Source organism: Noviherbaspirillum humi, from assembly GCF_900188095.1.
GTDB classification, from domain to species: Bacteria; Pseudomonadota; Gammaproteobacteria; order Burkholderiales; family Burkholderiaceae_D; genus Noviherbaspirillum; species Noviherbaspirillum humi.
The window spans coordinates 1-14,408 of sequence record NZ_FZOT01000019.1; the positions used below are offsets into that span (position 1 = coordinate 1).

A 14,408-nucleotide genomic window follows, 5' to 3' on the forward strand; every position below is an offset into this window, starting at 1 on the left:
GGGGTGAAAGGCAGCGGCTTCGGCCGCTTCGGCGGCAAGGCGGCGATTGCCGAGTTCACCGACCTGCGCTGGATCTCGGTGCAGACCGCCCCGCGGCACTATCCGTTCTGAGAGCGAGACTGACATGAGCATGTCGCTAAACGCCGCCCCGCCCGGCGGGGCAGTCAGGCGCCGTCCGGTCGATCTCGGCAACCCGGAAATCCGCGCCTACCGCCAGGACGGCATCTGGCATGTGGATGCGGTCACGCCGCTCGGCCCGGTGCCGGCGCGCTTCACCGATTCCCTGGTGCGCGGGGCGCGGCAGCATTCCGAGCGCACGCTGGTTGCCCGGCGCGGTCCGGATGGCGAATGGATTCGCCTGTCCTATGCCCAGGTGCTGGAGAACGTGCGCCGCATCGGCCAGGCGCTGCATGCGCGCGGCCTGTCGGCCGAGCGTCCGCTGGTCATCCTGTCCGGCAACGATCTGCAGCACTTCCAGCTGGCGCTCGGCGCCATGTATGCCGGCATTCCCTATGCGCCGATCTCGCCGGCCTACTCGCTGGTGGCCACCGACTACGCCAAGCTGCAGGACCTGATCGCGCAACTGACGCCGGGCGCCATCTACGCCTCCGATGGCATCGCCTATTCCCGGGCGCTCGCCGCGGTGGTGCCGGAAGACGTGGAGCTCATCCTGGACCAGGGCGACATCGCCGGCCGGCCGGCGAGCCGCTTCGCCAGCCTGCTGGCGACCGCGCCGGGCGCCATCGATGACGTCAACGCCGGCGTCGGCCCGGACACCATCGCCAAGTTCCTGTTCACCTCCGGCTCGACCAAGAAGCCGAAGGCGGTGATCACCACCCACCGCATGCTGAACAGCAATCAGCAGATGCTGCTCCAGACCTTTCCCTTCATGGGGCAAGAGCCGCCGGTACTGGTCGACTGGCTGCCCTGGAACCATACCTTCGGCGGCAGCCATAACGTCGGCATCGTGCTCTACAACGGCGGCACGCTGTACATCGACGACGGCAAGCCGACCGAGCGTGATTTCGGGCACACCCTGCGCAATCTGAAGGAAATCGCGCCGACGATCTACTTCAACGTGCCGAAGGGCTTCGAGCTGCTCACCGAAGCGCTGGAGCAGGACGCGGCATTGCGGGCGTGCTTCTTTTCCCGGGTCAAGCTTTTCCTGTGCGCCGGCGCCGGCCTGTCCGACGCCGCCTGGAACCGCCTGGATCAGGTCGCCATCCGCCATTGCGGCGAGTCGATCCGCATCATGACCGGCCTCGGCATGACCGAGACCTCGCCCTCCTGCACCTTCGGCACCGGGCCCATCGTCAAGCCCGGCTATGTCGGCGTGCCGGCGCCCGGCTGCCAGGCCAAGCTGGTGCCTCATGGCGGCAAGCTGGAAGCCCGCTTCCGCGGCCCGCACGTGATGCCCGGCTACTGGCGGGCCCCGGCGCAGACGCAGGAATGCTTCGACGAGGAAGGCTATTACTGCACCGGCGACGCGCTGAAGTTCTACGACGATGCGCATCCGGAGCTGGGCTTCATGTTCGACGGCCGCATCGCCGAAGACTTCAAGCTCAGCAGCGGCACCTTCGTCAGCGTCGGCCCGCTGCGCGCGCGCGTCATCAGCCAGGGCGCGCCTTATGTGCAGGATGCGGTGGTCACCGGCCTGAACCGCGACAGCATCGGCCTGATGATTTTCCCCCGGCTGGAGAACTGCCTGCCGCTGTCCGGCCTGCCGGCATCGGCCACGCCGACGGAGATACTGGCCAGCGCGCCGGTGCAAGGCTTTTTCCGCGACCTGCTGGCGCGGCTGAATGCCGACGCCACCGGTTCCGCCAGCCGGGTCGATCGCCTGCTGCTGCTGGACGAGCCGCCTTCGATCGACCATCGCGAACTGACGGACAAGGGGTCCATCAACCAGGCGGCGGTGCTGGCGCGCCGCGCCGCCACCGTCGATGCCCTTTACGCCGGGACCCTGCCCGGCCTCATCAAAGCAGCTTAACGACAACGGAGACACCATGAAACTCAAGACGCTTGCCATCGCCGCCACGCTCGCCTGCCTGCCGTTCACCGGCGCCCTGGCGCAGGACCAGAACACCATCCGCATCGGCGTCATCGCCGCCCTCACCGGCCCCTTCGCCAACATCGGCAAGCCGTTCGAGGACGGCATCCGGACCTACCTCCAGCAGTACGGCGACAAGGTCGCCGGCAAGAAGCTGGAGATCATCTACCGCGACGACGGCGGCAGCAACGTCGACCTGTCCAAGCGCGCCGCGCAGGAGCTGATCTCGCGCGACAAGGTCAGCTTCCTGATCGGCTTCTCGCTCACGCCGAGCGCGCTCGCGGTGGCGCCGATCGCCACCCAGGGCAAGACGCCGATGATCGTGATGAACGCGGTGACCACCGGCATCACGTCCAAGTCGCCCTACATGCTGCGCACCAGCCTGACCATGCAGCAGATGACGGAGCCCTTCGGCACCTGGACCGGCAAGAACAAGATCGGCAAGGTCTACACCCTGGTGAGCGACTACAGCACCGGCATCGACGCGGAAACCAAGTTCGGCAAGGGCTTCACCGCCGCCGGCGGCAAGGTGGTCGGGTCGGCGCGCACGCCGATGGCCAATCCGGATTACACCCCGTTCATCCAGCGCATCAAGGATGAGAAGCCGGATGCGCTGTTCTTCTTCGCCCCTGGCGCGGAGGATGGCGCGCAGCTGCTGAAGGCCTTCAGCGACAAGGGCCTGGACAAGGCCGGCATCCGCTTCCTCGGCGTGGGCGACCTCACCAGCGAGGTGCCGACCCTGGAAGCGGTGGGCGAGCGCGCGCTGGGCGCGGTGACGGTGCTCAACTATGCGGCCACGCTGGACAACGAAGCCAACAAGGCGTTCCTGAAAGCCTATGCGGTGGCCAACCCGCAGCGCCCGCCGGCGACCTTCGTCACCGTGGCGGCCTACGACACCATGGGCATGATTGCCGAGACGGTGCGCAAGCTCAATGGCGACGTGACCGGGGACAAGGCGATGGAAGTGCTCAAGGGCATGAAATGGAACAGCCCGCGCGGTCCGATCACCATCGACCCGGCCACCCGCGACATCGTGCAGAACATGTATGTGCGCGAAGTGAAGAAGGTCAATGGCAAGCTGGTGAACGAGGTGATCGACGTGTTGAAGGACGTGCGGCCGGACTGAGCATGAAACAGGGGCCGTCCGGAGGCGGCCAATCGACCCATCGATTCATTGATTACAACGACAATCCTCTAAGGGAGAAAGAGCGAGATGCAATTCAATCGTCACATTCACACCACCCTGGGCGGCGGCGCGCTGCTGGCGGCATCCGCCGCCGTGCTGCTGGCCGGCTGCGGCGGCGGCTCGGGCTACACGCCGAAGACGGCGGTGGCCGCCACCTCCGTCATTTCCTGCGCCGACGCGGCGCAGAAGTTCAGCTATCCGAATGCCACCATCAGTTCCGTCACGCCGGTGGCCGCCGGCACGCTGACGCTGCCCGGCATCGACACGCCGATGCCTGAGCATTGCGTCATCGCCGGCAAGCTCAACCAGCGCATCAGCCCGGTGGACAACAAGCCGTACGCCATCAGCTTCGAGATGCGGCTGCCGACCAACTGGAACGGCCGCTTCTTCCATCAGGTCAACGGCGGCACCGACGGCACCGTGGTCGCGGCTTACGGCAACATCCTCGGCGGCGGCCCCACCACCAACGGCTTGCAGAAAGGCTTCGCCGTCATCAGCTCCGACGCCGGCCATGCGACCGAATCGACGCCGGGCATCGGCGGCGGCGCCTTCGGCGTCGATCCGCAGGCGCGGCTGGACTATGGCTACCAGGCGGTCGGCAAGCTGACGCCGATGGCGAAGAATTTCATCAAGACTTTCTACGGCAAGGGCCCGGACACTTCCTACATCGTCGGCACTTCGAACGGCGGCCGGCACGCCATGGTGGCGGCATCGCGCTACGCCGACCAGTACGACGGCTTCCTCGCCACGTCGCCCGGCTTCAACCTGCCGAAGGCGGCGGTCAACCAGGTCTGGGGCGCGCAGCAGTTCGCCACCATCTCGCAGATCAGCTCCTCCACCAGCCGTCCGGACGTGCGCACCAGTTTCTCCGCCGCCGACATGAAGGCGGTGGGCAACGGCGTGCTGGCGAAATGCGACGCGCTCGACGGCGTCAAGGATGGCAGCGTGAACGACTACGCCGCCTGCCAGACGGCATTCAACATCAGCACCGATGTGGCCACCTGCACCGGCACGCCGGACGGCACCTGCCTCACCGCGGCGCAGAAGACGGTGCTCGCCAAGGTGATGGCCGGCGCCAAAAACTCCGCCGGCACGGCGCTGTACAACAGCTTCCTGTGGGATGCCGGCCTGGCCGGCGCCGACTGGCGCACCTGGAAGTTCGACAACGCCACCGGACCCCGCGACCCGATCGCGCTGGCCTTCATCTTCACCACGCCGCCGCAATCGACTTCCGTCGTCACGGGCACCGGCAACACCGTGCTGGACTATGCGCTGAACTTCAACGTCGACACCGACGCGCCGAAGATCTTCGCCACCGATGCGCTGTACACCGAGTCGGCGATGAGCTTCATGACGCCGCCGAACGTGGACACCCTGCCCGACCTGGTGCGCACCAACGGCCGGCTGCTGGTGCTGCACGGCACGAGCGATCCGGTGTTCTCGGCCAATGACACCATCCAGTGGTACAAGCGCTTCCAGTCCAACTATGGCGCGCAAGCCACCGATTACGCCAGGCTGTTCATCGTCCCCGGCATGAACCACAGCCGCAACGGCCCGGCCACCGATCAGTTCGATGCCGTCGATGCGATCGTGAACTGGGTGGAGCAAGGCAAGGCGCCCGAGCGCATCATCGCCAAGGCGCGCGGCGCCGGCGCGGTGCCGACCGCTTCGGTAAACGCGGAAGTGCCTGCCACGTGGTCACCCGGCCGCACCCGTCCGCTCTGCCTCTACCCGCAGGTGGCGCGCTACAACGGCAGCGGCAATATCGAGGAAGCCGCCAGCTTCAACTGCCAGTAAGCAGGTTTGCTGATGAAGGATTGAGCAGGAAGAGCTGCCCGCCGGCCGGATGATCGTGCCGCCGGGCGATCGCTCCCGCTTTCGGGCGCTCCGCAGAACGGAGCGCCCTTTTCATTTCCGCTACCAGTGACTGGCCCGCTTCGAATTGGCTACCATGTGATAAGGCTGAAAGACCTCCAGCAGGTAGTCGACCAGCACCCGGGTCTTTGCCGACAGGTGGCTGCGGGTCGGGAAGACGATGAAGATGTCGGCATTCGGCAGGTCCCAGTCTTCCAGCAGCACCTGCAGCTTGCCGGAACGGATCAGGGGCGCCGCATCCCATTCCGAACGCATGACGATGCCCTGCCCGGCAAGCGCCCAGGTCAGCGCGCATTCGCCGTCGTTGGTGCTCATGTGCCCGCGCACCTTGATGGTTTCCTGCCGCACGCCGGACCGGAAATGCCATTGGCCATAGATTTCGTCGCTTTCGCGGATGAAGATGCAGCGATGCTTCTGCAAGTCGCGCGGCGACGCCGGCGTGCCGAATTCCTCCACATATTCGGGCGAAGCGCACAACAAGCGCCGGTTCGAAGCCAGCTTGCGCGCCGTCAGGCGCACATCGGGCAATTCGCCGAAACGCACGATGGCGTCGAAGCCGCCCTCCACCAGATTGAAGACGCGGTCGGACAGGTGCAACTGCACCTCGATCTGCGGATAGCGCCGGGCGAATTCCGCCAGCGCCGGCGCGATATAGCGCCGACCGAAGCCGAGCGTGGCCCCGAGCTTGAGCCTGCCTTGCGGACGCACCGCGCCGCCGCTGATGCGCTGTTCCAGCATCTGCAGGTCGGCGGCGATGCGCTCGCCCTCGGCGACATAGATTTCCCCTTCCGGCGTCAGGCTGATGCGGCGCGTTGTCCGGTTCAGCAGCCGCACCTTCAATCGCGCTTCAAGCGCGGCCAGGCGCTTGCTCACCGACGGCGGCGTCACGCCCAGTTCCTGTGCCGCGGCCGCCAGGCTGCCGCATCTGACCACCAGCGAGAAAAAGGCGATATCCGAAAGGGGTTCCATCATTAACCTTGGCGAATGAATAAATGTCTTTGAGCGACATTATATGTTGATGGATCACGAATAGAATGGCGGCTGGAGACCCTGGAACCTGAACAGGCACATACAACCGGCAAAGGTGGAGCAATGATGAAAGCAAAAGTACTGGCAGCAGCAACCCTGGCGGCCCTGGCGAATCTCGCCATGGCGGCGGATGCCTTCCCGACCAAGCCCGTGCGGCTGATCGTTCCCTATGCGCCCGGCGGCAGCGCCGACATCGTCGCCCGCCGCATTTCCGAAGACTGGGGCAAGGCGCTCGGCGTGAGCATGATCGTGGAGAACAAGGCCGGCGCCGGCGGCAACATCGGCGTCGATGCGGTGGCCAAGTCGGAGAAGGATGGCTACACCATCGGCCTGCAGACGGTGTCGCTGGCGATCAATCCGTCGATCTTTCCCAAAATGCCTTATGACACCTTGAAGGACCTGGCGCCCATCGGCAACGTGGCATCGTCCCAGCACGTGCTGGTGGTGAGCAACAAGTTCGCGGCGAAAAATACGAAGGAACTGGTGGCTGCGGCCAAGGCGAATCCCGGCAAGTACAGCTACGGCTCCGCGGGCCCCGGCAGCACCTTCCACATGGCGGCCGAGCTGTTCAAGTCGGTGGCCGGCGTCGATATCCTGCACGTCCCCTACAAGGGCGGCGGCCCCGCCCTGGTCGACACCATTGCCGGCCAGGTGGACATGAGCTTCCCGGTGCTGTCGGCGGCGCAGCCGCATGTGCAGGGCGGCAAGCTGCGCGCCATCGGCGTCACCGGCCCGAAGCGCTCGCCGCTGATGCCAGACGTGCCGACCCTGGCCGAGTCCGGCGTGCCCGGATACAACTTCGAAACCTGGTTCATGGTGTTCGCGCCGGCCGGCACGCCCAAGCCGGTGATCGACAAGCTCAATGCCTCGCTCAACAAGGTGCTCACCAATGCGGCGCTGAAAGAGCGCATGGTGCAGGAAGGCATCGACCCCGCGCCTTCCACGCCGGAGCAGGCGAAAGCCAAGCTCGCCGGCGAAATGGACATCTGGGCCAAGCTGGTGAAGGAACGCGGCATCAAGGCCGAATAAGCAAACAAGAAACGAAGGATCAACCAATGCGCAAGACGCTTTATCGCAAGCTGGTCGACTCGCACACCGTCGCCCGTCTGGACGACGACAACGTGCTGCTGTTCGCCGACCTGCACCTGATGAACGAGTACACCAGCCCCCAGGCCTTCGCCGGCCTGCAGGAACGCGGCCTGAAGGCGCTGATGCCGCGCTTGAACGTGGCCACCGTCAGTCACATCATCCCCACTCACCCGGACCAGCTGCGCGTGATCCGGGACCCGGCCTCGGCGCTCCAGGCAAGCAACCTGAAGCGCAACTGCGATTTCCACGGCATCCCGCTGTTCGATACGAATGACGCGATGCAGGGCATCGAGCATGTAATCTCGCCCGAGCACGGCATGATCCGGCCGGGGATGGTGATCATCTGCGGCGACAGCCATACCACCACCTACGGCGCCCTCGGCGCGCTCGGCTTCGGCATCGGCACCACCGAGGTCGAGCATGTGCTGGCCACGCAAACCCTGGTGTACCGCATGGCGCAGGACATGCGCATCGTGGTGAACGGCCGGCTGCCGAAGGGAACCACCGCCAAGGACCTGGTGCTGATGATCATCCGCGAGATCGGCGCCCAGGGGGCGCGCGGCTTCGTGGTGGAATACGCAGGCAGCGCCATCGACGCGCTCAGCGCCGAGGCCCGCTTCACCCTGTGCAACATGACGGTGGAAGCCGGGGCCCGCGGCGCCCTGATCGCGCCGGACCAGACCACCATCGATTACGTCCTGCGGCACAGCCCGGACCTCGCTTCGAATCCGGCCTGGCGCGAACAGGCGCTGGCACATTGGGCCACGCTGAAGAGCGACGACGGCGCCGCCTTCGAGGTGGAGCATGTGTTCGATGCCGCCGCCGTCGCACCTTATGTCACCTGGGGAACCAGTCCCGACCAGGCAATCCCGGTGACGGACGTGATTCCCGCGCCCGAGGGCGAAGGCACGCAGCGCATCACCGCCGAGCGCGCGCTCTCCTACACCAAGCTGCAGCCGGGCCTGCCGATCGACGGCCTGCCGGTCCAGCATGTGTTCATCGGCTCTTGCACCAATGGCCGCATCGAAGACCTGCGGGCGGTGGCGGAGGTGGTGGGCGACCGCAAGGTGGCGCCGGGCGTGCGCGCCATGGTGGTGCCCGGCTCCGGCGCGGTGCGCGCGCAGGCCGAAGCGGAAGGCATCGCCGACCGCCTCATCGCCGCCGGCTTCGAATGGCGCAAGCCGGGCTGTTCCATGTGCCTGGCCATGAACGACGACGTGCTGGCACCGGGCACCCGCTGCGCTTCCACCACCAACCGCAACTTCGAGGGCCGGCAGGGACGGGATGCCATCACCCACCTGATGAGCCCCGCCATGGCCGCCGCCGCGGCCATCACCGGCACCATCACCGACGTACGAAAGATCGCGCCATGAATCAAGCCAAGAAATCCCTGATCGAAGGCGTGGCTGCGCCGCTGCCCATCGCCAACCTCGACACTGACCAGATCATGCCGAAGCAGTTCCTGCGCGGCATCGACAAGAACGGCCTGGATAAGGGCGTGCTCTACGACTACCGCTTCGACCTCGATGGAAACGAGCGCAGCGGCTTCGTGCTGAACCAGCCGCAGTACCGCCATGCACCGATTCTGGTGGCCGGGGCCAACTTCGGCTGCGGCTCCAGCCGCGAGCATGCGGTGTGGGGGCTCCAGCAGTTCGGCATCCGGGCCATCATCGCGCCCAGCTTCGCCGAAATCTTTTACTCGAATGCGATGAACAACGGCCTGATGCTGGTCGCGCTGCCGCCGGAACATGTCGAGCTGTTCCTGGCCGAATTGCAGGAATCGCCCGAGCCGGTGCGCATGGCCATCGAAGTGGAGAAGCTCACCGTCACCAGTCCGAAGCTGGGTTCGGTGTTCACTCTCGGCGAGCGGCACCGCCAGATGTTCCTGAATGGCCTCGACATGATCGGCGCATCGCTGCAGCACAAGGCCGACATCGAAGCCTTCGCCGCGGGCTGGTATGCACAGCATCCCTGGCTGAAGGATCTGTCGGCGAACGCCCTGGCGCGCATCTCGGAAGGCCGCTCGGCCGCGTAGCAGGTGGTTCCGCGCTTACGCTTTGGAGGCCCGCTTGACGCGGGCTTTTTTACGGGCGCCATTTGAGGACGTGACGCCCTTCTGCGACCGCTCGCCTTCCAGAGACCGCGCAAGGATCAGGTCATGCAGCACCTGCGCAGCGGGCGACAGCCTGGCGCCCTTGCGCACGACGAGCGCCAGCGTGCGGGAGATGACCGGGTCCAGGAGCGGAATGACGCGCAGCCGGGGATAGGCGCCGCTTTGCATGGCCAGCTTCGGCACCACCGCCGCGGCGATGCCTGCCGCCACCAGGCCCACCGCGGTGGAACTGCGCTGGACTTCGTAATGCGCCTGCAAGGCCACCGGCATGGGTCCGATGTCGGCGGTGCCGCCGAGCAGGCTGTCGCGCAAGGGACGGTTTCCATTGACCTGGCCGGCGAAGATCAAAGCATGCCCTTCCAGCTGCGCCCAGGTCAGGGAAGCCGCGCGAGCGACCGGATGATCGTCCCGGCAGATCAGCACGAACTGGTCTTCCACCAGGGGCGTCGACACCAGTTCCGGATGGCTGGCCGTGGCGACGTTGATGCCGAACTCGGCCTCGCGCCGCAACACCGCCTGCGCCACCCCGAAGGAGGAATGGTCGAGGATCTTGATCCGGTTTTCGGGATAGCGGGCCGAATACTCCTGGATGATGGCGGGCAGGTACTGGATGCCGGCGGTGGGCACGCAGGCCACCGAGACATCGCCGCGCTGCGCCTTGCCGGTCTCGCGGATCTCGGTGAGCGCAGCCGACAATTCCTGCAGCAGCCGCCTGGCGCGCGGCAGGAAATCCTCGCCGATGGTCGTCAGGCCGACCGAGCGGGTGGTGCGCTCGATCAGCGTCACGCCGAGGAAATCCTCGAGATGGCGCAGTCGCTGCGTGATCGCGGTTTGCGTGATGTTCAGGACATCGGCCGCTTTCTGGAAGCCGCCATGATCGGCGATCGCGACGAAGGCCTGCACCCCGATGATGTCGATTTTCATCAGAAAAATGAATGAATTTGGAAGATAAATTGATTTTACGCTTGAATGGCGCAGCGCTATGCTTCAAGGGTGCGCTGCCTGCCTGATTACCCACCGTTTTTGATGCCGCCATGCAAAGCCCTGTGACAAGCACCCCTGCAACCGTTTCCGCGCCTGACATCGACGCCTACGCCCTGTTCTGGGCCTTTTCCCTGATCGCGCTTTCCGGCTTCGGCGGCGTGCTGCCTTTTGCCTATCGCGGCCTGGTCGAAAAGCGGGCCTGGCTGTCGCCATCGGAGTTTGCCGAATTCCTCGGCCTGAGCCAGATGCTGCCGGGGCCGACGATCTGCAACATCGCCATCATGGTCGGCCATAAGTATCGCGGAATGCGCGGCGCGTTCGCGGCGCTGGCCGGGATGATCTGCTTTCCGTTCCTGCTGGTGATCGCCCTCGGCGCTCTCTACCAGCGCTATGGCGACCTGCCGGCCGTGCGCGATGCCCTGCATGGCATGGCCGCCGTGGCGGCGGGGTTGATCTTCGCCACCGCCGTGAAAATGGGCATGGCCCTGTATCGGAAGAAGGAACCCCGGCAGAGGCAAGCCGTGCGGACGGGGTTGCTGCTGCTGGCTTTCATCGGACTGGGCCTGGCCGGATGGCGCCTGATCTGGGTGTTCGGTTCCCTGGCCACGATCGGCACGGCGCTGTTTTATCTGATGCGGGAGAAGCCATGAACCAGGAATCGCACGTACTCGAATTATGCGGCCATCTCGCCCTGCTCTCGCTGATGGCCGTGGGCGGCGGCGTGATCATGATCGCGCCCGAGATTCAGAACTATGTCGTCAATGGCAAGCACTGGATGTTGAATGAGCAGTTCGCCGCGGCGTATGCCATCGCCCAGGCGGCGCCGGGGCCCAACCTGCTGTTCGTCTCGCTGATCGGCTGGCTGGTGGCCGGCTGGTTCGGCGCGATAGCGACGACCCTGTCGATCATCCTCCCCTCGACGCTGCTCACCCTCGCGTTGATCAAGGTGCGCACCCGGCAAGCCGGCAATGCCCTGACGAAGGCGCTGCAGCAGGCCTTCTCGCCGATTTCCGTCGGCCTGCTTGCCGCCACCGCGCTGATCTTCGCGCGGGCCTCCAATACGGATTGGCGCGCCGACCTGCTGACCTTGCTGTCGGCGCTGATCGTGCTGAAGACGCGCCTGAATCCGGTCCTGCTGATTGCTGTGGGCGCAGTGGCCGGGATCGTCCACACAATCTGACGCTGCACGGCGGCGGCGCGGGCATTCGGATTCGAACGGCAGGTCGGACAGGAGAAGAGCGATGGCGACTCCGCATGACGCATTGACGCTGCAGATGCTGCGCTGGATTTCGGAAGGCGCGCGTTCCTACGCCGAAGTTCTGGATGTCTGGAAGAGCACATGCCCGCGGCTCACCATATGGGAAGATGCCTGCGCGGATGGATTGGTCGATTCCGCGCCCGGCATGTCGGGCCGGGTGTCGCTGACCGAAAAGGGGCGCCGCCTGCTTTCACGCGACTTCAGCGCACCGCCGCGTTCAGACTCAGCATCATGACGATGACCAGCATCAGCGTGAAGGACACGCCCTTCCAGAACACCACCGGATTGCGCTCCATCAGCGGCAGGCGGGCCTTGCGCAGGTAGGCCTGGTTCGGATGCTGCAGGTCATAAATGAATTCCGCCAGGTCTTCATAGCGCTTGTCCGGGCTGGGCTGCACCGCCTTGCGGATGGCTTCGTCCACCCAGACCGGGATGTCGCGCCGCTCCCCCAGCAGGGAGTCGTAGCGCAGCCGGCGCTGGTCCGCCGCCGACTTGCACTTGGCGACCTCGGCGCCATACGGCAGCTTCCCCGACAGCATCTGATAGGCGATCACGCCGAGCGAGAACTGGTCGGCGCGCGTCGTGCCTTCGTGGCCGAGGAAATATTCGGGCGCGCTGAACTGCGCCGTGCCGAGCAGGTGGCAGCGCTCCGCGCCGGATGAGGCTTCCGCCAGGCCGGCCACCCGGGTCGCGCCGAAATCGATGATCTTCACCGTGCCGGTGCGGTCGATCATGATGTTGTTCGGCCTCAGGTCCTGGTGCAGCATCTCCTTGCGATGAAAGGCGCGCAGGCCCCGCGCGATCTGCTCGACGATGCCGCGCACCGCGTCCAGCGCAGGCTTCGGGTTGTCGACCATCCACTGCGCCAGGGTCTGGCCTTCGACGTACTCCGTCGCCACGTACAGGTAGTGGCGCTTGCGGGTCTGGCGGCAGGGCTTGAGCACATGCGGGCTGTCGATGCGGCGCGCGATCCATTCCTCCATCAGGAAGCGCTCCAGGTAGGCCGGGTCGTCGCGCAGGTCGACCGAGGGCACCTTGAGCGCCACCTGCTCGCCGCTGTCGCTGTCGAGCGCCAGGAACACATGGCTGCGGCTGCTGGCATGCAGCTGCCGCACGATGCGGTAGCCGTCGAACGACATCCGCGCCTCCAGCGCCGGCGGGAACGGCAGCTGCGCCATCTGCCTGACCATCTCGCCGGCCTGCGGCTCGGGCAGTTCGTCCACCCGCGCGATCTGGGCGGTGAGATTGTCGGTGCTGCCGCGGCGCAGGGCTTCTTCCACGATCAGCCTGGCCGCCCGGTCGAGGTCATCGGCATGGCTGGCGATGACCTGGATGATGACGTCGGCCGGCACATGCTCGTAGACGCCGTCGGTCGCCAGCAGGAAGGTATCGCCCTGCTCCGGCCGCAGCGTGCGGTAGTCGATGTCGAGCTGCGGGCCGATGCCGAGCGCGCGCGCCAGATAGCTTTGCTCCGGCGAGGTCCATACCCGGTGGTCGTTAGTAAGCTGTTCCAGGCTGTGCGCATGCACCTGGTAGATGCGGGCATCGCCGACATGGAACAGATGGGCGGTGCCGGCCTTGAACACCATCGCGCTCAGGGTGCAGACATAGCCGCGCTCCTTGTCGAAGCGGTAGGGGCTGTGCCGGGTCTGCGCATGCAGCCAGGAATTGGTGGCCGCCAGCACCTTCTCGATCGACGTCTTCACCGACCAGGCATCCGAGGTGCAGTAGTAATCCTGCAGCAGGCTGTTCACCGCGAACTGGCTCGCCACCTGGCTCACCGCGCTGCTGCTGATGCCGTCGGCCAGCGCCACCACCACGCCCTTGGCGCCGAGCTGCGGCTCCTTCGGCAGGCAGGCGCCGTGGAAGTCCTGGTTGATGTCCTTGCATCCCTTGTCGGAAAACTGTCCGACCGCCACCCTTAGCTGTTTGCTCATCGTTTTCATGAAAAAGCCCCAGTCGTGGAGGACTGGGGCTTTTTCGCGGTCGCCTGCGTTTAGTTGAAGGAGCGCTTCGGCGCGGTCTTGATATGGGTGGTGTACAGCGTCAGGCCGGTGAAGGCCAGGCCGCCGACCAGGTTGCCGAGGACGGTCGGGATCTCGTTCCAGATCAGGTAATCCATGATCGAGAAATGACCGCCCATCAGCAGGCCGGAGGGGAACAGGAACATGTTGACTACCGAGTGCTCGAAGGCCATCGCGAAGAACAGCATGATCGGCATCCACATCGAGATCACCTTGCCGCCGACGGTGGTGGAAATCATCGCGCCGACCACGCCGGTGGAGACCATCCAGTTGCACAGCATGCCGCGCACGAACAGGGTCAGCATGCCGTAGGCGCCGTACTTCGCATAGCCCAGGGTTCGGGATTCGCCGATGACGCCGATCATCTCGCCGACCTTGCTCGGCGGCGTCTGGAAGCCGTTGGTGAAGACGATGGCCATCAGCACCGCGACGGTGAATGCACCGGCGAAATTGCCGATGAAGACGACGCCCCAGTTCTTCAGCACCGCCTTCAGCGTGACGCCGGGCCGCTTGTCGATCAGCGCCAGCGGCGTGAGCACGAACACGCCGGTGAGCAGGTCGAAGCCGAGCAGGTAGAGCATGCAGAAGCCGACCGGGAACAGGATGGCGCCGAGGATGGGCATGCCGGTCTGCACCGACACCGTCACTGCGAACACGGCGGCGAGCGCGAGGATGGCGCCGGCCATGTAGGCGCGGATCAGCGCGTCGCGGGTCGCCATGTAGATTTTCGATTCGCCGGCGTCCACCATCTTGGTGACGAACTCGGAAGGCGCTAGGTAAGCCATGATGTTTTTCCTTTG

General features: G+C 65.6%; 13 protein-coding genes. 9 read left to right on the forward strand and 4 right to left on the reverse strand.

The window, feature by feature from the left end; genetic code table 11:
• Positions 1 to 124: 124 nt before the first annotated feature.
• From CHB88_RS20435 to CHB88_RS20445, 3 genes are all read left to right on the forward strand, one after another.
• Positions 125 to 1,990, forward strand: coding sequence for a feruloyl-CoA synthase (locus CHB88_RS20435; RefSeq protein WP_089401203.1), 1,866 nt, complete (start codon positions 125 to 127; stop codon positions 1,988 to 1,990).
• Between the two features lie 16 nt (positions 1,991 to 2,006).
• Positions 2,007 to 3,176: an ABC transporter substrate-binding protein gene (locus tag CHB88_RS20440; protein WP_089401204.1), complete on the forward strand. Its 1,170-nt coding sequence runs from the start codon at positions 2,007 to 2,009 to the stop codon at positions 3,174 to 3,176.
• An 87-nt stretch (positions 3,177 to 3,263) separates the two neighbouring features.
• On the forward strand, positions 3,264 to 5,033 hold the full coding sequence (locus tag CHB88_RS20445; RefSeq protein WP_089401205.1) for a tannase/feruloyl esterase family alpha/beta hydrolase: 1,770 nt from the start codon (positions 3,264 to 3,266) through the stop codon (positions 5,031 to 5,033).
• A 120-nt stretch (positions 5,034 to 5,153) separates the two neighbouring features.
• On the opposite strand, the gene CHB88_RS20450 is transcribed toward CHB88_RS20445, so the two are convergent.
• The gene (locus CHB88_RS20450; RefSeq protein WP_089401272.1) at positions 5,154 to 6,080 is read right to left on the reverse strand and encodes a LysR family transcriptional regulator; all 927 of its coding nucleotides are present in this window, start codon (positions 6,078 to 6,080) and stop codon (positions 5,154 to 5,156) included.
• Positions 6,081 to 6,206: 126 nt separating this feature from the next.
• Between CHB88_RS20450 and CHB88_RS20455 the strand changes: the two genes are divergently transcribed.
• The 3 genes from CHB88_RS20455 to leuD are packed head-to-tail and all read left to right on the forward strand — an operon-like array spanning position 6,207 to position 9,264.
• Entirely contained in the window at positions 6,207 to 7,169 is a 963-nt protein-coding gene (locus CHB88_RS20455) for a tripartite tricarboxylate transporter substrate binding protein (RefSeq protein WP_176442583.1), read from the forward strand.
• A gap of 26 nt (positions 7,170 to 7,195) precedes the next feature.
• The gene (gene leuC, locus CHB88_RS20460) at positions 7,196 to 8,602 is read left to right on the forward strand and encodes a 3-isopropylmalate dehydratase large subunit (RefSeq protein ID WP_089401207.1); all 1,407 of its coding nucleotides are present in this window, start codon (positions 7,196 to 7,198) and stop codon (positions 8,600 to 8,602) included.
• Positions 8,599 to 9,264: a 3-isopropylmalate dehydratase small subunit gene (gene leuD / locus CHB88_RS20465; RefSeq protein WP_089401208.1), complete on the forward strand. Its 666-nt coding sequence runs from the start codon at positions 8,599 to 8,601 to the stop codon at positions 9,262 to 9,264. Before leuC ends, leuD begins: the two co-directional genes overlap by 4 nt.
• A gap of 15 nt (positions 9,265 to 9,279) precedes the next feature.
• Here the strand turns inward: leuD and CHB88_RS20470 are convergent, their stop codons facing one another.
• Positions 9,280 to 10,266, reverse strand: a complete 987-nt coding sequence (locus CHB88_RS20470; protein ID WP_089401209.1) for a LysR family transcriptional regulator — start codon at positions 10,264 to 10,266, stop codon at positions 9,280 to 9,282.
• A 122-nt stretch (positions 10,267 to 10,388) separates the two neighbouring features.
• Here CHB88_RS20470 and CHB88_RS20475 point away from each other — a divergent pair, with 122 nt between their 5' ends.
• The 3 genes from CHB88_RS20475 to CHB88_RS20485 all read left to right on the forward strand — a co-directional run bounded on the left by CHB88_RS20475 (position 10,389) and on the right by CHB88_RS20485 (position 11,819).
• On the forward strand, positions 10,389 to 10,976 hold the full coding sequence (locus CHB88_RS20475) for a chromate transporter (protein ID WP_245845114.1): 588 nt from the start codon (positions 10,389 to 10,391) through the stop codon (positions 10,974 to 10,976).
• On the forward strand, positions 10,973 to 11,506 hold the full coding sequence (locus CHB88_RS20480) for a chromate transporter (protein ID WP_089401211.1): 534 nt from the start codon (positions 10,973 to 10,975) through the stop codon (positions 11,504 to 11,506). Before CHB88_RS20475 ends, CHB88_RS20480 begins: the two co-directional genes overlap by 4 nt.
• Before the next feature lie 61 nt (positions 11,507 to 11,567).
• The gene (locus tag CHB88_RS20485) at positions 11,568 to 11,819 is read left to right on the forward strand and encodes a hypothetical protein (RefSeq protein WP_089401212.1); all 252 of its coding nucleotides are present in this window, start codon (positions 11,568 to 11,570) and stop codon (positions 11,817 to 11,819) included.
• On the opposite strand, the gene CHB88_RS20490 is transcribed toward CHB88_RS20485, so the two are convergent.
• Both CHB88_RS20490 and CHB88_RS20495 read right to left on the reverse strand, forming a co-directional pair.
• The gene (locus CHB88_RS20490) at positions 11,785 to 13,521 is read right to left on the reverse strand and encodes a bifunctional protein-serine/threonine kinase/phosphatase (protein ID WP_089401213.1); all 1,737 of its coding nucleotides are present in this window, start codon (positions 13,519 to 13,521) and stop codon (positions 11,785 to 11,787) included. The two genes, CHB88_RS20485 and CHB88_RS20490, sit on opposite strands and share 35 nt — an antisense overlap.
• 59 nt (positions 13,522 to 13,580) lie before the next feature.
• On the reverse strand, positions 13,581 to 14,393 hold the full coding sequence (locus CHB88_RS20495) for a formate/nitrite transporter family protein (protein WP_089401214.1): 813 nt from the start codon (positions 14,391 to 14,393) through the stop codon (positions 13,581 to 13,583).
• Between the last annotated feature and the right edge of the window lie 15 nt (positions 14,394 to 14,408).